This is a genomic window from Limosilactobacillus sp. (genome assembly GCF_051873075.1).
In the GTDB taxonomy this organism is placed as follows: Bacteria; Bacillota; Bacilli; order Lactobacillales; family Lactobacillaceae; genus Limosilactobacillus.
In genome coordinates this window covers 1-15,763 of record NZ_JBJEEM010000024.1, presented here as the reverse complement: position 1 = coordinate 15,763, position 15,763 = coordinate 1, and the positions used below count along the sequence as shown (strand labels likewise).

Here is a 15,763-nt window from a genome sequence, read left to right as displayed (position 1 = left end):
AGGGAAAAGTCTCCTCGTTGAAAAATTGCGGTCCCCAATTATTAAAATTTAAAAATAAAAAATCACTCCAGGTCCGGCGCCTAAAGAGTGATCTTTATATTATAAATTAGTTGTTAGTGTTAACAACTTGCTTGCCGTCGTAGTAGCCGCAGTTAGGGCATACCATGTGGGACTTGCGAAGTTCACCACAGTTTGGGCAAGGAGTTAAACCAGGGACATTCAACTTGATGTGACCCCGACGCATACGCTTCTTAGTCTTTGAAGTCTTCCGTGCTGGAACAGCCATGTTTGACACCTCCTAAGATTATATTATCCACAAATGGTTTTTAACCGTCCGCTACTTTTTATCATCCTGATCAGGAAATAATTTTTGGAGTTTCGCGAAACGTGGATCAACTTTTTTATCTTCCTGCTTGCTGGCGGCATACTCATCTTCAGAGATGACATTCCACCCCTTACCGTTCGGCATGGGCTTACCGGCCTTTTCATCAGCAGAAAGCACTCGTAACGGCACCTGCTCGACGATGTTTTCGGCTAACGCAGTATCAAAGTCAATCGTCTCACCCCGCTTCAATAAGAAGACAACCTCGTCATCCTCGTATCGGGAGAAGTGGGAACGATCATCAATATACGTCTCCGTAAAGTCAAAGTCAAGTGGTAACTGAACGGGCGTCAATGAACGACTGGACGGTACCGTCAGCGTCGTCACAACGTGGGCACTGATGGTGGCATCGCCGTCGTCATAGGATACGTACCCGTCAACCTTGACCGGTGCAACGGCCAGGATAATGTCCGGGAACAGTTTAGTCAATGATGCGTTCAGATCAAAAGTACTTTGAATATGAAGTGGTTCATCTTGATAACGATGTAATTCAGCTAACGACCATTTCATCGTACTAACCTCCTAATGCAACATGTGCAATTATACTAGGCCCCATGATACTTGTCAATGTTTTTTCCTTGACAGCCCTGGGACCGACTAACGAATCATAATCGGCGGGTGCTTGAGGTCCTGCTCAACTGTGGTGAAGTTCTGGTAGAGCTTGCCGGCACGATAATCAAGGTTGTAAAAGCCATCGCGCATCCCCTGGCTAACCTTGGTAAATAGCGGCACGGGAACCTGCTTCTTAACCTGGTGCAGGTATTGCCGTCCCCGAGCCGTAAAGCCGAGAATGTGAATATAGGGATGGTCAAATCGGTCCGCGACCTCCCCTTCCGTCAGTTGGAGGGTCGTGTACAAGCACATCCGCAATAGGTGCGCATAGGTATAGCGCTTCGTCTTCACCCCATGAATAAACTCATCAAAATCGAGTGATCGTTGGGCGACTTCTTTCATTCGGTGCTCAAGTCCTTCGGCCATCTGATAGGTCTGCGCCAAGTATTCGACCGGAGCTTGGATCAGCTGGTTGCGTAAAAGCGGGTACAGACTACTCCAGTCGGGAACCGTGCTTACCCTGGCCAGTGCTTCGGCCATCACCGGCGGGACCGTATTTGAGAAGTCGTTTTTAGTCGTGATGGCTTGCCGAATCGCGCTGGCACTGGCGATCTGACCATGAATCTGCCGGTCATGGTAGCCGCTCCCCCGCCGCCTAATCGGGGTCAGCTGAATCGAGTAATTGTTTTTTAGCACCGCCTTGGTATAGGCAAATGCCAGGATATCATTGGGATCCCGCAGTTCAAGCCCGGTTTGTGAACGTAGCTGCTCGTTAAATTGGGTAGCATAGGTCGCGTCATACTGGCCAAACTCCGCCTGATCAAAGCGCTCTTCTGCTGCCACGAGCGCGGCGAAGTCCCATTCGGGATGTTCGGCCCCAAAGGCCACCCGATGCACCTGGAGGGCGTTTAGAATCGCCAGGGCCCCCGCCGCAAACCGGTGGGCCGGCTGGACAGCATAAAAGACCGGCAGTTCCACTACCAGGTCAACCCCACTTTTCAAGGCCGCCTGTGCCCGGGTCCACTTATCGACAATTGTGGGTTCCCCACGCTGGGTGAAGTCTCCGCTCATCACCGCTACGGCAACTTCAGCTCCCGTTTGTTCCTTCGCCTGGTGAAGAAAGTAGTGATGACCATTATGAAATGGATTATATTCAACCACCATTCCAACCGCCTGCATGACTTCACCTACTTTCGACAACTGAAGAACCAGCGGGTCGTCTGCTCGTTAGGAGCCTTCGCCCCGAAATCCGCTCGTACCTCTATATCGGCAAAACCGCTGCGAGTAAGCGCCGCCGTAATAATTTTAAGCGGATAGCTGCGTTCAAAGTGGGTTTCCCCGATCCGTTCATACTGACCATCCGCCAGCCGATTGAAGAAGGCCAGCTCATGGATCACCCCGTGCTCAACATCGTCATCCTGATAGCTGCGCCACAGGAAGGCCCGCTGATGGTTGTCGTCCTCGTAGTTATACATGTATCCCGGATAAACCACGTCCGTCTGGTAGGGAGTAATCATGTCAAAAAGAAAGCGGCCACCGGCTGTTAAGTGGTCAAACACCTGCCGGAAGGTCGTTTCGACATCATCAATACCCTCCAGATAGCACAGGGAGTCCGCATAACAGGTCACCAGGTCATACTGGGGCAATGCGCTTAGGTCGCGCATATCGGCCTCTACCAGCGTCAGCGGCACTCCTGCAGCAACGGCGTGTTGGCTGGCCAGGCTCAGCATATCAGTTGAAAAGTCAGCCACCGTCACTGCCAACTCTTGTTTAGCAAGCAGGACTGCCAAGCGGCCGGCACCGCCAGCTAAGTCGAGGACTTGGTGAGCGTCCTGCCCGCCATTGGCCATGGTATAAGCTGTCCACTTTTGGTACAGCTCGTCGTCAAAGAGCTGGTCATAGAGTTGGGCAAAGGTATGGTAGATCATTAGTCGTTAACCCATTCATCAACGTTGACCAGCGGTGCATCTGACCATAGCTTCTCCAGGTTGTAGAAGCTCCGGGTCTCTTCGCGGAAGACGTGAACGACCACGTCACCGAGGTCAATCAGGACCCACTTGGCATGGTTCTTTCCTTCCACACTGCCAATGTTAACTTGGTTTTCGTGAGCCTTTTCGATAATTGCGTTGGCGATCGCCTGAACCTGCCGGTCGGAGCCACCAGTCATAATAACAAAGTAGTCTGCCATCGGGCTGATCTCGTCAACCTTCAGTGCGACAATGTCTTCAGCCCGCCGACCATCGGCAGCCTTGACAACCATTTCTAGTAATTGTTTGCTTTCCATCTAGTTAATCTTCCCTTCGTAAGCCGGTACCCAAGCATTATAGGTTTCAATGGTCTTTGGGTACACCGGTTTGTTGTTTTCAATCAGATAGTTTAAGGTGTGCTTGGTCTGGTAGGCAACGCCGGCGCCAAGGTCTTGGGCCGTCAGTTTACGTGCCAACTCGACCCCATCAAAGTCGCGAGCCGGCTCGATGTAGTCAGCCATGTAGATCACCTGCTCCAGCTTCGTCATCTTGGCTGCCCCGGTGGTGTGGTGACGAACCGCATTTAAGATGTCCTCATCCCAGATCCCTAATTCGTCTTTAATTAGCTCGGCACCCACGATGCCATGCCAGATGGCGTTGCCGTAATTCAGCAAGTCCGGATCCAAGCCCTTTTGACGGATCTCCGCAATGAAGTCCTGATCGGGCCGCTGCTTGGCATAGTCATGGCAGAGTCCGGCAATGCTGGCCTTCTCAACATCAACACCATTCTGCTTAGCCAGTTCCATCGCCGTCTGTTCAACCCGCAGGACGTGGTGAAATCGCTTGGGCTTCAGCGCGGCCTGCAATCGATCAACCAGCTGCGTGCGGGTCAACGGAATATAGTGATGCGTATACTCAATTGTTTCCTCATTCATGATACAAGTGATGCTCCTTTATAAATGCAGCCACTGAGTCGGGAACCATGTACTTAATCGGCAAGCCCTGGGCAACCCGGCGCCGAATATCCGTCGAACTAAAGCTGACCAACGGCACGTCCACCCAGATTACCGGGTAGGCCGACTCGTTTTTTGCTCCCGGTCGGCGAACACCGACAAAGTGAAAACGCGGCAGGCGAACCAGCTCATCAATGCGGTGCCACTTAGGCAGGTAGTCCACCATGTCACCGCCGATGATGAAGTAGTAGTCCGTCGTCGGGTGCTGCTCGACCATCTTCTTCATCGTGTCATAGGTGTAGCTGACCCCGCCCCGGCGCAACTCACTCTCCTCAACCCCAAACAAGGGGTTGTCCTTAATGGCTAACTTAAGCATTGCCAGTCGCAGATCAGCATCAATGGCCGTCTTCTTATCGACGTGCGGCGGGGTGGCGTCCGGCATAAACCTTACCTGTTCCAATGACAAGGCTTGGCCGACCTGGTCTGCTACTAAGAGATGCGCATTGTGAATTGGATTGAAGGTCCCACCATAGATGCCGACCCGGTGACGACGCTCTGCCGTAACCGTCTCCGATTGCACCCGCGGCTGCGGATTAGCAAATACTCGACAACGCTGCATAATTACACTCCCTTAAATCCGGGCGACCCGGTCAGACAGGTCACGCAGGTCCTTGTTAGTAGAAACTTTAAACAGCACCAGTACCCGACCGATCGACTGGACCACTTGAATATCGGTGTTTTCTTCAATAAAACTCTTCAGTTCTGCCGTGGTTACATCGGCATTTTGCAAGATGTTGACCTTGATCAATTCACGCCGATCCAATGCACCATCCAGCTGAGCCAGCCATTGCTTGGTCAATCCTTCCTTACCAACGGCAAAGATTGGTTGCAGGTGGTTGGCCTGCGCCCGTAAGAAACGTTTTTGCTTTCCTCGTAATTGCATATTAAACCTCACTTCAATTAAATCATCGCGCGCCGGATCAATGCCGCCACGCCCTTAGGAACCCAGGCTGCAACCGTAGTCCCTGCCGGAACAGTAATCCAGCCGAGTCCCTCAAAGACAATGTCGCTCTTCTCCTGGACCCGGAATTCTTCGCGCTCCAGCGGCGGGAAATCAGCCAGTTCGTCACTGGTTGGCGGGGTCAATAGGTCCCCAACGTGCTTCTCATAGAAGCGGTCCGCGTTCGCCAGCTTGGTCCGGTGAATAGTCAAATTATTGTCAAAGTAGGCTACCAGCCCAGCCCGGTCACCCTTCAGATAATCGAACCGCGCGATTCCGCCCAAGAAAAGCGTCTGATCGGGATTCAACTGATAGGTCCGGGGCTTGATTTCCTTCTGTGGCGCCACCAGCTTCAATGCCTTTGGCGACAATACATGGGCCATCTGGTGGGGATGAATAATTCCCGGCGTGTCGACAAGCCGGTGACCATCGTCCAATGGAATTTCAATCTCATCCAAGGTTGTTCCGGGGAAGCGGGAGGTGGTAATTAGGTCCTTGACCCCGGTCCGCAACTTGATGATTTGGTTGATCAGCGTCGACTTACCAACGTTGGTAACCCCGACCACGTAGACATCGCGATCACCGCGGTATTTTTCAATCGTGTCCAAGAGTTCGTCGATCTGGTGGTTCTTCTTAGCAGAGACCAGCACCGTATCGATTGGCCGCAGTCCTGCAATATTAGCCTGCTGACGGATCCAGTCCCGCAACTTAGGCCGCCGCAGCGAATGCGGCAAGAGGTCTTCCTTGTTGCCAACCAGCAGGACTGGGTTGTTGCCGACGAACCGGTGGAGGCCCGGGATCAGGCTGCCGTTGAAATCAAAGATGTCAACCACGTAAACAATCAAGGCATTAGCTTGACCGATTTGGCTCAACAGCTTTAAGAAGTCGTCATCAGATAGCGAGACCGGAGCAATTTCATTGTAGTGCCGCAGCCGGAAGCAACGCTGGCAGTACAGCTCATTATTGACAAGCCCCTTCTCGACCGCTGACTTGGGTGTGTAGCCAGGAGCAGCCGGGTCCGTCGACTGAATAACCGCGCCACACCCGATACACCGTAATTGTTCATCTTGTTCACTCATCTTTGTTTAATCCCTCCTGCCATTTCAAGTTTGGATACTTCTTCTGCAAACGCTTTTCAACCAGGTTATCCATCAGACGGTTAGGCCAGGTTACCCACTTGTCGGTATCGATCAGCGGCTGGACAAGAATGCTGTAGACCCCGGCCCGGTTCGCCGCAGCGACGTCGGTCATCAGTTGATCACCGACCATTACCACCTCATGCTTCTTCAAGCCGAGTTTACGCCGTGCCCGGGTAATACCAAAGCTCAGAGGCTTCAGTGCCCGGGAGATAAAGGGCAGGTCTAAGCTGGCCGTAGCCTTGGCAACCCGCTGCTTACTGTTGTTTGAAATCACAATCAACGGAATCCCGGCCGAATGGAGCTCGTCCATCCACTGCCGCAATTCAGGGGTCCCATCGGGGTTGTTCCAGGCAATCAGTGTATTATCCAGGTCACTGAAAACGGCCCGAATCCCCTTAGCATGTAATTCTTGTGGTGAGACCTGGTAGATATTCTTAACCATCCAGGTCGGCTTAAATTTTTCTAACAAGATTGCACCTCGTAATGCAGTATTAGATTAATTATAACGGTTGTTCAGACGGGTTTCAATTGATCTGCCAACCGCGTGGTCAAAAAAAGACCACCCATCGATATAAAGGGATGGGTGGCCGTTTTTAGTCTTAGTTGAGGGCCTTCTTGGCTTCTTCAACGATGGCAGCGAATGCCTTTTCGTCGTTAACAGCCAAGTCAGCTAACATCTTCCGGTTGATGTCAATGTTAGCCAGCTTCAGACCATGCATCAGCTTGCTGTAGCTAATACCGTTGATCCGCGCAGCAGCGTTGATCCGGGCAATCCAGAGTTCACGGAAGTTGCGCTTGTTAACCTTCCGGTCACGGAAAGCGTAAACGTAACTCTTCATTACTTGATCCTTAGCAGTCTTGAAAAGACGGTGCTTTGAACCACGGTAACCCTTTGCCAACTTCATGATGCGCTTGCGACGTGCACGCGTAACAGTTCCACCTTTAACTCGCATGTTGAAATCCTCCTACGTATATGTATTATTTGAATGAGTGAAGTTTACTTAAATGGCAGTAACTTCTTGTAACGCTTTACGTTGGACTTGTCCATCATGCTCAAGCCACGTAATTGACGACGTTGCTTCTTGGTCTTACCGTGGAAACGGTGACTGGTAAATGAGTTACCACTCTTGAATCCACCATTAGCAGTACGCTTGAAACGCTTTGCAGCAGCGCGGTTAGTCTTCATCTTTGGCATAACTTATTCCTACCTTCTTAAATTAATTTTTCGCTTTATCAGCAGCTGGGGCGAGCGTCAAGAAGATGCTCCGTCCCTCCATCTTTGGACGTTGGACAACAGTAGCAATGTCTGAAGTTTCATCAGCCATCCGTTCAATCATGTCACGACCGATATCCTTGTGCGTGATTGCACGGCCACGGAAACGCAATGAAACCCGAACCTTGTCACCCTTCTCGATGAACTTACGAACCCGCTTCAACTTAACATTGAAGTCGTTCGTGTCGATTGACGGGCTCAAACGAATTTCCTTGACGGTTACTGTCTTTTGTTTCTTACGAGCTTCACGCTCTTTCTTTTGCATCTCGAAACGGTACTTACCGTAATCCATAATGCGGGCAACAGCTGGCCGTGCCTTTGGTGCAACTAACACCAAATCAAGGTTGGCATCTTCTGCCAATTGAAGTGCTTCACGCTTCGACTTGATCCCAAGCTGTTCACCGTTTTGATCAATCAGCCGCACTTCACGTGCACGAATACCGTTATTGACAATCATATCTTGTGCTATGGCAACGCACCTCCAATTTTATTAGCGAAAGATCAAGCAAAAAAAGCGGGGCGCAAACCACACCCCGCTAAATAGGAACAGACCTCGTTCGTCTGCTCAATTTCATCTCGTCAGCCCGACGACCCTTGTCGCCCAGGCGAGAAGCGGGTGCTTCTGCTTTTTCTTTCAACGTTTACTAGCCTACAAAATTAACCGGCAAATGTCAAGTAATTATCCCTTTTTTCGGAGATTTTCACCGTTCATTTCAATCTCCCTGGAAAGGAACTTGATTCGTTCCATAATCCGGGCCGCCTTAACCGGTTCCACAATCCCCTGGTTGCTGATCGCCAGGTGCTGCTTTTCGAGCTCGTCCATCGAGAAGTTGGAGCTGAAAAACGTCGGCAGCTCCTCTTGCATCCGGTACTCCAAGATCACGCCGAGGACGTCATCCCGGACCCAGGCGGACATGGCGTCTGCACCGATATCATCGAGCATCAACACCGGCGACTTTTTAACCGCAGCGATCTTTTCCCCGGCCTGGTTATTTTTAATCGAGTTTTTCATCTCAACGGCAAAACTCGGGAAGTGAACCATCGTGGTCGCTACATTATGTTTCTTAGCTAATTCATTAGCGGTCGCCGCTAGCAGGTAGGTCTTGCCGACCCCAAAACTACCCGTCAAGTATAAGCCGGGTTGAAAGTGCCCCGCCTGATAGTGGTCGATGAAGTCGTTAGCAGCATCGTAGGCCGCCACCCGGCCAACGGTGGCGTTTTCATCATCGAGGAAGTAGTCGTCCATCGTAGCCCGGCGGATGAACCTAGGCATGTTGATCGAATTAACCAGGTGCCGCAGATGTTCCTGATGGCGCCGTTCGAGCAACTGTTGCGTTGGAACGTAAGTCACATCGATCTGGCCAGCCACCAACTGCAACTGCGGTGAATAACCGGGAGCCACGGTTGCCTTGCCGGCCTTGATCAGTTGCTTTTCGTGGAAAAATTCATACAGCTTCGAGCGGCCCCGGCGGATGTTCTCCTTGGTAAGATGATCACGGTTGCGGGTCAGAAAATCGCGGACCTCGGGATCCTGGTAAACCTGCTTCATCACCTGGTCCATGTCAGCGGCAATATTGCGTCCCTGCATCATTTTTTGAATTGTCTTATTTAGTGGTTCCAAACCAATCACCTTCCCTTACGATTGCTGCGCTGGCGGGCTCGTGCCTTGGCCAGAGCTTCTGCTGAGGCCTTCTTCGTCCGCGTTGCCTTATCCTGCTTGCTCCAGTCGGGCATCGTTTCGCGAACCTCCATCCGGCGCCGGGAGGTCTTGCTGGCGAAGCGCTTCATCGGATTCTGCTGCTTATCCTGGTTGAACTTCTTCAACTGCAATAATGCCCCGGCACCATCATGAACGCCGGCCCGCAACCAGTCATTGGCAATGGCGTCAACGAAGTTCCCCTTCAAGGTAGCATTGCCGAGGTCAGCGATGACATACCAGACCAGGACATTGATAACCGGTGACGGCAGCTTGCCGTCTTGGACCAGCCTGGTCAACACATTGCGCTCACCAGCAGTGACGTAGCCGCCGGTCTGTTCCTTGAGCGCCTGAAGGAATTCCACCGGTGCATAGTTATCAGTACTCTTCAACAGCTGACGATCCTTAGCAGTCAGCTGCTTGCTATCGGCTGACTCTTCTTGCCTATTAGGCGTCGCTGGCGCGGCCGGTACCCGCTTATAGCGTGCCGCCACCTGACGCTTAAACTTTTGCGCATCAAAATGATTAGTAGCCAGGTCAAGTGCGCCTCTAATTAGTCGGGCCATGGTCGGCTCATCAATCCCGTATAACTGATGTTCCACTTCGATCAACTCGCGCTGGTCAGCCAGGTCATCCTTGACTAATGGCTGGCCCTTCAACAAGGTCAACAGGGTAGCCCAATTAAAGTCCTTGCTGTCTTCCACCAGCGACCGTTCTGCCGGCGTTGTCGTCGTTTGTGCTTGTTTAATGACGTCTGGAACATGGACTAATTCATGCTGGTCAACATGATAGGCATCCAAAAAGTGATGGCTGACGTTTTTCAATTGGGACTGTGTGGTTTTCAATTGGTAACGGTGGGCGTTTTTTACCAATCGCGAAAAAGCCTGCTCACCAATTGCTTCTAACAAGAGGACACTCAGCAGGCTGTCGTTGATAAAACGGTCAGGGGAGAGGGTGGCCTGAAGCTCATAGACGTACAGGTCGCCCTGGGCATCGTGTTGAAAATATGTCTGGATAAGGCCCATCCCCTCCAGCCGGCGAAGGCCTTCACTAACCTGGTTCTGGCCGGCATTTACCTGCACCAGCAACGTCGACTGCAAGCGCCGGTCCTCCAGGGTTGGGTGGTCAATTAGCTGGCTGCGGAGCGCGTAGAAAAGGCTGAAGGCCACTGGCCCCAAAACTGGCTGGTAATAATCGGTATAGACCTGATCGTTAAAGTTGATGAAATCGGCCGCAGCGGTGACCAGATATCCCGCCTGTGGATCAAAGTTTGGCCGCATTGTCACGATCTAACCAGCCCCCTACTTTTTCTTATGCTCATCCTTAACCATCGTCTCGAGTTCGCTCATGAAGGCATCTACGTCCTTAAATTGCCGGTAGACACTAGCAAACCGGATGTAGGCAATCTCGTCAACGCTCTTCAGCTCATTCATCACAAACTTGCCGATGATCTGGCTAGAGACCTCGTTTTCACCGAGACCGCGCACCTGTTTCTCCACCTTGTCCGTCAGTTTTGTCAGGCGCTCCATGCTCACCGGCCGTTTCTCGGCAGAACGGACAATTCCGTTTAGGATCTTCTGTCGGCTGAACTCCTGACGAGTACCATCCTTCTTGATGACGAGCAACGGCGTCTCCTCATAGCGTTCGAAAGTGGTAAAGCGAAAGCCACAGTGAACGCACTCGCGCCGGCGCCGGATGAAAGTACCGTCTTCACTGGGGCGACTGTCGACCACCCGTGAACCATTTTTATGACAATGTGGGCATCGCAAAGCGTTCCCCTCCTTTTAACATATAAGTAGTACTTTATTTTACCGCGTGCTCTGCAGGTGTTCAACCAATTGTGCCACTTGACGCCGCGTTTGCGCCATTCCGCCATCATTGTCAATCACCACGTCTGCCCGTGCGGCCTTCGTACTCAGGGGCATTTGCGCCACAATGCGGGCCCGCGCTTCCGCAGCCGAATAGTGGTTGCGGGCCATCAGGCGCTGGAGCTCGGTCTCCGGGCTCACCGTCACCACCACGATCAGGTCACAATCTTCATCATAGTGCTGCTCATACAGGAGGGGGATGTCCAGGATAACATTGGGTACTCCCTGCTTCTTGAAGGTCTCTACCGCCCGCCAGATGGCATCCCTGATCAAAGGCTGCATGATCAAGTTGAGCTCCTGCCGGGCTGTTTGATCGGCAAATACCCGCTGCCCCAGTCGTGCCCGGTCTAGGCTCCCATCAGGCTGGATGATCTGGTGGCCAAACGCGGCTGCCAGTTTATCCAGGGCCGTCGAACCTGGCCGTTGAACCTGCCGGGTAATCTGGTCAGCATCCACAATCGGCATCCCCGCCTGACGCAAGAGGTTGCTGACGGTCGACTTGCCGCTGGCGATCCCGCCCGTCAAACCGATTATTCTGGTCATGGCAAGTCCTCCCGTAACGGCTGACAGTGCGGACAGTAGGTCGTCCCCCGCTGGGCCACCTTGATCTTAATCATCTTAGTCCCGCAACGCGGACACTTGTCACCACCATGTCCGTAGGCGTTAAGCCGTTCCTGGAAGCCCCCGGCGTCACCAAGGGCATTGACAAAGGTGTGTACCGTGGTCCCCTTGTATTTGATGGCTTGGGCCATTTCCTTGATGATATTGTCGTGCAAGTCCTGGATCTGCTGGTCGGTCAACGAGTTAGCCGGCTGCTCCGGGTTGATCCGGCTCATCCACAGGACCTCATCGGCATAAATGTTGCCCAGCCCGGCCACGTGGTGCTGGTTGAGGAGAAAAGGCTTGATCTTCCCCCGACTCTTCTTGAGCTCCTTCTTAAAGAAGGCCAGCGTGAATGTCTCCGGAGTTGGTTCTGGACCAATCGTCTTGAGACCGCCGACTTTCAGCTCATCGCCAGTCTGGACCAGGGTCATCCGGCCGAACTTGCGGGTATCGTGATAGCAGAGCTCGGTCCCATCGGTAAATTGAAAGACGACGTGGGTATGCTTATCGAGCGGTCCGCCGATGGGTTGGCTGAAGTACTGCCCCTCCATCCGCAGGTGGGAAACCATCGTCAGATTATTGCTGAAGCGGAAGAGAAGGTACTTGCCGCGCCGGTCAACATCCTCGATCGTCTGACCAATCAGGGCCTGGCGGAATTCCTCAACATCGTTGGTAATCGTCTTGCCATAGTAAACATCAATCGCGTTAATCTTGCGTCCCTTAGCGATCTTCAATAAGCCGCGCCGGACGGTTTCAACTTCTGGTAATTCTGGCAACTATAATTACTCCCTTACTTTTTAAGATCGTACCAGGTATCGCCAAACTTGCTGTCCACCTTCAGCGGGACATCCAAGTCAACGGCCGAATCCATCACCTTTGGGACCAGCTTTTGCAATACCGGGATTTCTTCCTTAGGGGCCTCAAATACTAATTCGTCGTGAATCTGCAGGAGCATCTTCGCCTGAAGGTGGCGCTGTTCCAGTTCGCGCTGCATCCGAATCATGGCAATCTTGATGATATCGGCCGCACTCCCCTGGATCGGCGTGTTCATCGCGGTCCGTTCCGCAAATGAGCGCCGGCTGAAGCTCTTGGCGTTGATATCCGGCAGGTAGCGACGCCGGTGGGTGATGGTCTCCACATAGCCATGCTCCTTGGCGTAGGCGATGGTGTCATGAATGTACTTCTCTACTCCTGGGAATTCGTGGAAGTAGTTCTGGATAAACTCATGGGCCTGGGCACGGCTGACGTGGATCCGCTGGGCCAGGCCATAATCGCTGATCCCGTAGACGATCCCAAAGTTGACCGCCTTGGCCCGCCGCCGCATGTTCCGGTCAATCGGGGCGTCGGCTGGCAGGTGGAAGATCCGCCGGGCCGTGCTGGCGTGAATATCCTCACCGTTTTTAAAGTCCTCCTGCAGGTTCTTGTCGCCCGTGATGTGAGCCAGGACCCGCAGTTCCACTTGTGAGTAGTCCGAGGAGAAGATCTGCCAGCCGTCATGACTCGGCACAAATGCCCGCCGAATCTGCCGCCCCTCCGGCAAGCGGACCGGAATGTTCTGCAGGTTCGGGTCAACCGAGGATAGGCGGCCGGTCTGGGTCAGGGTCTGCAGGTAACGGGTGTGAATCTTCTGGTCGCTGGAATGGATCACCTTCAAAAGGCCCGTAATGTAGGTCGACTGGAGCTTGGCAATTTGACGGTACTCCAGGATCTGGGCAACGATCGGGGCCCGGTCCGCTAACTTCTCCAAGACGTCAACGGCCGTGGAGTAGCCGGTCTTAGTCTTCTTGATGACCGGCAGCTTCAGCTTTTCAAAGAGGATGTGGCCGAGCTGCTTGGTAGAGTTGATGTTGAACTCCTCGCCGGCCTGCGAATAAATCTGGCTCTCAATTTCGGCCAGCCGCTCGGTGAGCTTGCTGCCCATGTTCTTTAGTGTCTGAGCATCTACACGGACCCCGGTCATCTCCATCTCGGCCAGCACCCGGGTCAGGGGCAACTCGATGTCGGTGTAGAGCGGCATCTGCTGGTTTTCCTTGAGCTGGTCATAAAGCGGCTGCCGCAGTTCCCGGATCGCCCGAGCCTTGTTCGCCAGATGGGTAAAGAAGACGTCATCATCTTCGGGGACCGCCCGCTTGACCCCCTTACCGTAAACCTCTTCATCGGTCTGGACGTCATGGTAGTCGTGTTCGCCGGCAACCTTTCCTAAGTCATTGCTGTTGTCGTTGGTATTCAGCAGGTAGGAAGCCAGCAAGAGGTCGAAGTCGACCCCGGTTAGGTTGATCCCCAGCCGATGCAGACCGACGATCTGCCCCTTGGCGTTGAAGACGTTCTTCTGGACCGCCGGGTCTTCTAAAAGCTTCTTTAGCGGCTCCTGCTTCAGCAATTCAGCATCCCGGCTGACCAGCCAGCGCTTGCCATCGCCGACCACAAAACCGGCAAATGGCGACAGGTGGTAATTAGCCTCGGGCATCTCCAGGTAGAAACTGACCGGTCCCTGCAGCTTGGCGACCTGGTCGGCAAGCTGTTCGGCCGTCAGTTTTTCAAACGAGATTGGGGCCAATGTCGGTTCACCCTCCTCCGGAGACACGTTCATCTTCTGGAGAAAAGACTTGAAACCCATCTGCTGGTAAAAATCAACCAGTTCTTCAGTCCGCTCACCCTGGTAGGCGATATCCTTCAAGCCGACCGTAATCGGGGCGTCCTGTAGGATCGTTGCCAGGGTCTTGCACTCCCGGGCAACCTGCTCTTCTTCAACCAGGTGCTCCTTCATCTTGCTCTTCTTGAGGTCGTCGATATGGTCGTAGATCCCCTCGACGGAGCCAAACTGCTTAACCAGCCGCAGGGCCGTCTTCTCACCAATCTTGGTAACCCCCGGATAGTTATCCGAGCTGTCCCCCATCAGTGCCTTCATGTCAATAATCTGCCGGGGGGTAATCCCCAGCTTTTCCTTTACGTGGGCAGGAGTGTAGTGTTCGGTCTCCGTAACTCCCTTGTGGGTCACCGCCACCGTGGTGTGATCACTGGCCAGCTGAGTCAGGTCCCGGTCCCCCGTCACAACCAGCGTTTCATAGCCGGCATCGTCAGCCTGCTTAGCCAGGGTCCCGATGATGTCATCGGCCTCATAATTGGCCAATTCATAACTGTGCAGACCGGATGCTTTGACCAGCTGGCGAACGTAGGGGAGCTGCTCCGTCAGCTCTTCGGGGGTCTTGCTCCGGCCACCCTTATAGTCGCTGTACATCTTGGTCCTAAAGGTCACCTTGCCCGCGTCAAAGGCCACCAGGGCCGCATCTGGCTGGAAGTTGGCCAGTACGTGGTCCAGCATCAGTTTAAAACCATAGATGGCCGCCGTGTGCAGGCCATCCTTATTGGTAAACTTGTCAATCTGACTATGCATGGCAAAAAATGCCCGGAAAACGATACTGTTACCATCAATCAATAATAATTGCTTTGTCATTCAATTCCCGCCCTTCTTTTTCTATGAATAATTGTACCAAAGATTAGCAGTTGAGGTTAACTTCCCGATCGACCTTTACGGGAATATAATGGGTAATAACTACTTGTTCAAGAGATGATTTATCATGCATAACACATTTGCGCAACACAACCTGGCCGAGGCCCGTTTACTCGCCATTGTCCTAACCTTTTGCGGCGGTTTCACTGACGCCTTTACTTACATTCAGTGCAACCACACCCTGGCGGCTGCCCAAACCGGTAACATTGTCTTTCTGAGTGCCGCCCTTGCTAACCATAACTTTCTCGGGGTAGTCGATCGGCTGGCCTCGTTGGTTGCCTATGTTGTCGGGCTGGCGATCGTCAGCGTCTTCCACGCCCACATCGCGCACTACTGGCGGGTCTTCTGCCTGATCCCGATCCTGATCATCGGGATGATCGTCGGCGGCCTGCCCGCCAGCTTCCCAACCTACATCAGTGTTCCGGCCATCTCGTTCGGGCTCGCCATGCAAAACGCTGCCTTTGCTAAGATCGAGGGGCTCGGTTACAGCAACGTCTTTACCAGCGGCAACATCAAAAAATCGGTCGTCGCCTGGAGTGAATACTGCTTCCACCACGACCAGAGCCAGCGCCGGGCGGCCATTGATTACAGCCTAATCGTCTGCAGCTTTGCCCTCGGGGCGATCGCCTCTGCTCAATTCCAGCCCATCATGAAGATGAAAACCATCTGGGTCGCGGTCCTCATCATCCTGATCGTCAACGTTAGCTACTACCTTCAGAAATGGTCGCTCGAGGACCAAAAATAAAAAGCCAAGCTAGGATTTGTGAAGTGCAATAAAAAAGTTAGACAAAATTGAATATTTAAGCTGCTAAGGTATGA

At 52.9% G+C, this 15,763-nt stretch carries 20 protein-coding genes and 1 other annotated feature; of the genes, 1 reads left to right on the top strand and 19 read right to left on the bottom strand.

All coding sequences use genetic code 11. From position 1 onward, the window contains the following. Window positions 1–106: 106 nt before the first annotated feature. The 19 genes from rpmF to polA form a co-directional block, all read right to left on the bottom strand. Complete coding sequence (gene rpmF / locus ACI31J_RS03195; protein ID WP_439773001.1) at window positions 107–286, bottom strand: 50S ribosomal protein L32; 180 nt, start codon at window positions 284–286, stop codon at window positions 107–109. A 51-nt stretch (window positions 287–337) separates the two neighbouring features. After that, the gene (locus ACI31J_RS03190) at window positions 338–892 is read right to left on the bottom strand and encodes a YceD family protein (RefSeq protein ID WP_439773000.1); all 555 of its coding nucleotides are present in this window, start codon (window positions 890–892) and stop codon (window positions 338–340) included. Window positions 893–979: 87 nt separating this feature from the next. Then, window positions 980–2,113, bottom strand: a complete 1,134-nt coding sequence (locus tag ACI31J_RS03185) for a nucleotidyltransferase (RefSeq protein ID WP_439773003.1) — start codon at window positions 2,111–2,113, stop codon at window positions 980–982. 8 nt (window positions 2,114–2,121) lie between these two features. Then, complete coding sequence (locus ACI31J_RS03180; protein ID WP_439772999.1) at window positions 2,122–2,862, bottom strand: class I SAM-dependent DNA methyltransferase; 741 nt, start codon at window positions 2,860–2,862, stop codon at window positions 2,122–2,124. Then, window positions 2,862–3,218 (bottom strand): ribosome silencing factor, encoded by a 357-nt coding sequence (gene rsfS, locus ACI31J_RS03175; protein ID WP_320610023.1) that lies wholly within the window; start codon window positions 3,216–3,218, stop codon window positions 2,862–2,864. The genes ACI31J_RS03180 and rsfS overlap by 1 nt, the downstream gene beginning before the upstream one ends. Further along, a complete protein-coding gene (gene yqeK, locus ACI31J_RS03170; RefSeq protein ID WP_439772998.1) occupies window positions 3,219–3,836 on the bottom strand; it encodes a bis(5'-nucleosyl)-tetraphosphatase (symmetrical) YqeK in 618 nt (205 codons plus the stop codon). It abuts the gene before it with no gap. Continuing rightward, window positions 3,829–4,473, bottom strand: coding sequence for a nicotinate-nucleotide adenylyltransferase (locus ACI31J_RS03165; protein WP_439772997.1), 645 nt, complete (start codon window positions 4,471–4,473; stop codon window positions 3,829–3,831). The genes yqeK and ACI31J_RS03165 overlap by 8 nt, the downstream gene beginning before the upstream one ends. A 12-nt stretch (window positions 4,474–4,485) precedes the next feature. Next, window positions 4,486–4,797 (bottom strand): ribosome assembly RNA-binding protein YhbY, encoded by a 312-nt coding sequence (gene yhbY / locus ACI31J_RS03160; RefSeq protein WP_439772996.1) that lies wholly within the window; start codon window positions 4,795–4,797, stop codon window positions 4,486–4,488. A gap of 17 nt (window positions 4,798–4,814) precedes the next feature. Then, window positions 4,815–5,933: a ribosome biogenesis GTPase YqeH gene (yqeH, locus tag ACI31J_RS03155; RefSeq protein ID WP_439772995.1), complete on the bottom strand. Its 1,119-nt coding sequence runs from the start codon at window positions 5,931–5,933 to the stop codon at window positions 4,815–4,817. Next, window positions 5,926–6,462, bottom strand: a complete 537-nt coding sequence (locus ACI31J_RS03150) for a YqeG family HAD IIIA-type phosphatase (RefSeq protein ID WP_439772994.1) — start codon at window positions 6,460–6,462, stop codon at window positions 5,926–5,928. The genes yqeH and ACI31J_RS03150 overlap by 8 nt, the downstream gene beginning before the upstream one ends. Window positions 6,463–6,592: 130 nt before the next feature. Continuing rightward, on the bottom strand, window positions 6,593–6,946 hold the full coding sequence (gene rplT / locus ACI31J_RS03145; RefSeq protein ID WP_439772993.1) for a 50S ribosomal protein L20: 354 nt from the start codon (window positions 6,944–6,946) through the stop codon (window positions 6,593–6,595). Between the two features lie 44 nt (window positions 6,947–6,990). Further along, window positions 6,991–7,188 (bottom strand): 50S ribosomal protein L35, encoded by a 198-nt coding sequence (gene rpmI, locus ACI31J_RS03140; protein WP_003715352.1) that lies wholly within the window; start codon window positions 7,186–7,188, stop codon window positions 6,991–6,993. Between the two features lie 22 nt (window positions 7,189–7,210). Continuing rightward, complete coding sequence (gene infC, locus ACI31J_RS03135) at window positions 7,211–7,723, bottom strand: translation initiation factor IF-3 (protein ID WP_439772992.1); 513 nt, start codon at window positions 7,721–7,723, stop codon at window positions 7,211–7,213. Window positions 7,724–7,766: 43 nt separating this feature from the next. Continuing rightward, window positions 7,767–7,900 (bottom strand) — a sequence feature (ribosomal protein L20 leader region). Window positions 7,901–7,945: 45 nt separating this feature from the next. After that, window positions 7,946–8,887, bottom strand: coding sequence for a primosomal protein DnaI (gene dnaI, locus ACI31J_RS03130; protein WP_439772991.1), 942 nt, complete (start codon window positions 8,885–8,887; stop codon window positions 7,946–7,948). Window positions 8,888–8,892: 5 nt separating this feature from the next. Beyond that, window positions 8,893–10,242 (bottom strand): replication initiation and membrane attachment family protein, encoded by a 1,350-nt coding sequence (locus tag ACI31J_RS03125; protein WP_439773002.1) that lies wholly within the window; start codon window positions 10,240–10,242, stop codon window positions 8,893–8,895. A 21-nt stretch (window positions 10,243–10,263) separates the two neighbouring features. Continuing rightward, complete coding sequence (gene nrdR / locus ACI31J_RS03120; protein ID WP_320610031.1) at window positions 10,264–10,731, bottom strand: transcriptional regulator NrdR; 468 nt, start codon at window positions 10,729–10,731, stop codon at window positions 10,264–10,266. 39 nt (window positions 10,732–10,770) lie between these two features. Continuing rightward, window positions 10,771–11,373, bottom strand: a complete 603-nt coding sequence (coaE, locus tag ACI31J_RS03115) for a dephospho-CoA kinase (RefSeq protein ID WP_439772990.1) — start codon at window positions 11,371–11,373, stop codon at window positions 10,771–10,773. Continuing rightward, complete coding sequence (gene mutM, locus ACI31J_RS03110; protein WP_439772989.1) at window positions 11,370–12,209, bottom strand: DNA-formamidopyrimidine glycosylase; 840 nt, start codon at window positions 12,207–12,209, stop codon at window positions 11,370–11,372. The genes coaE and mutM overlap by 4 nt, the downstream gene beginning before the upstream one ends. Window positions 12,210–12,223: 14 nt before the next feature. Then, window positions 12,224–14,887 (bottom strand): DNA polymerase I, encoded by a 2,664-nt coding sequence (polA, locus tag ACI31J_RS03105; protein ID WP_439772988.1) that lies wholly within the window; start codon window positions 14,885–14,887, stop codon window positions 12,224–12,226. Window positions 14,888–15,011: 124 nt separating this feature from the next. On the opposite strand from polA, the gene ACI31J_RS03100 reads away from it, so the two are divergent. Beyond that, the gene (locus tag ACI31J_RS03100) at window positions 15,012–15,689 is read left to right on the top strand and encodes a YoaK family protein (protein WP_439772987.1); all 678 of its coding nucleotides are present in this window, start codon (window positions 15,012–15,014) and stop codon (window positions 15,687–15,689) included. The last annotated feature ends 74 nt before the right edge of the window (window positions 15,690–15,763 follow it).

What these genes read in the sequence shown, in the direction of transcription:
- rplT (WP_439772993.1), bottom strand. Translation starts at nt 6,946, where the DNA reads ATGCGAGTTAAAGGTGGAACTGTTACGCGTGCACGTCGCAAGCGCATC.
- coaE (WP_439772990.1), bottom strand. Translation starts at nt 11,373, where the DNA reads ATGACCAGAATAATCGGTTTGACGGGCGGGATCGCCAGCGGCAAGTCG.
- yhbY (WP_439772996.1), bottom strand. Translation starts at nt 4,797, where the DNA reads ATGCAATTACGAGGAAAGCAAAAACGTTTCTTACGGGCGCAGGCCAAC.
- yqeH (WP_439772995.1), bottom strand. Translation starts at nt 5,933, where the DNA reads ATGAGTGAACAAGATGAACAATTACGGTGTATCGGGTGTGGCGCGGTT.
- ACI31J_RS03180 (WP_439772999.1), bottom strand. Translation starts at nt 2,862, where the DNA reads ATGATCTACCATACCTTTGCCCAACTCTATGACCAGCTCTTTGACGAC.
- ACI31J_RS03190 (WP_439773000.1), bottom strand. Translation starts at nt 892, where the DNA reads ATGAAATGGTCGTTAGCTGAATTACATCGTTATCAAGATGAACCACTT.
- ACI31J_RS03125 (WP_439773002.1), bottom strand. Translation starts at nt 10,242, where the DNA reads ATGCGGCCAAACTTTGATCCACAGGCGGGATATCTGGTCACCGCTGCG.
- yqeK (WP_439772998.1), bottom strand. Translation starts at nt 3,836, where the DNA reads ATGAATGAGGAAACAATTGAGTATACGCATCACTATATTCCGTTGACC.
- ACI31J_RS03165 (WP_439772997.1), bottom strand. Translation starts at nt 4,473, where the DNA reads ATGCAGCGTTGTCGAGTATTTGCTAATCCGCAGCCGCGGGTGCAATCG.
- ACI31J_RS03100 (WP_439772987.1), top strand. Translation starts at nt 15,012, where the DNA reads ATGCATAACACATTTGCGCAACACAACCTGGCCGAGGCCCGTTTACTC.
- rsfS (WP_320610023.1), bottom strand. Translation starts at nt 3,218, where the DNA reads ATGGAAAGCAAACAATTACTAGAAATGGTTGTCAAGGCTGCCGATGGT.
- rpmF (WP_439773001.1), bottom strand. Translation starts at nt 286, where the DNA reads ATGGCTGTTCCAGCACGGAAGACTTCAAAGACTAAGAAGCGTATGCGT.
- rpmI (WP_003715352.1), bottom strand. Translation starts at nt 7,188, where the DNA reads ATGCCAAAGATGAAGACTAACCGCGCTGCTGCAAAGCGTTTCAAGCGT.
- polA (WP_439772988.1), bottom strand. Translation starts at nt 14,887, where the DNA reads ATGACAAAGCAATTATTATTGATTGATGGTAACAGTATCGTTTTCCGG.
- infC (WP_439772992.1), bottom strand. Translation starts at nt 7,723, where the DNA reads ATGATTGTCAATAACGGTATTCGTGCACGTGAAGTGCGGCTGATTGAT.
- ACI31J_RS03185 (WP_439773003.1), bottom strand. Translation starts at nt 2,113, where the DNA reads ATGCAGGCGGTTGGAATGGTGGTTGAATATAATCCATTTCATAATGGT.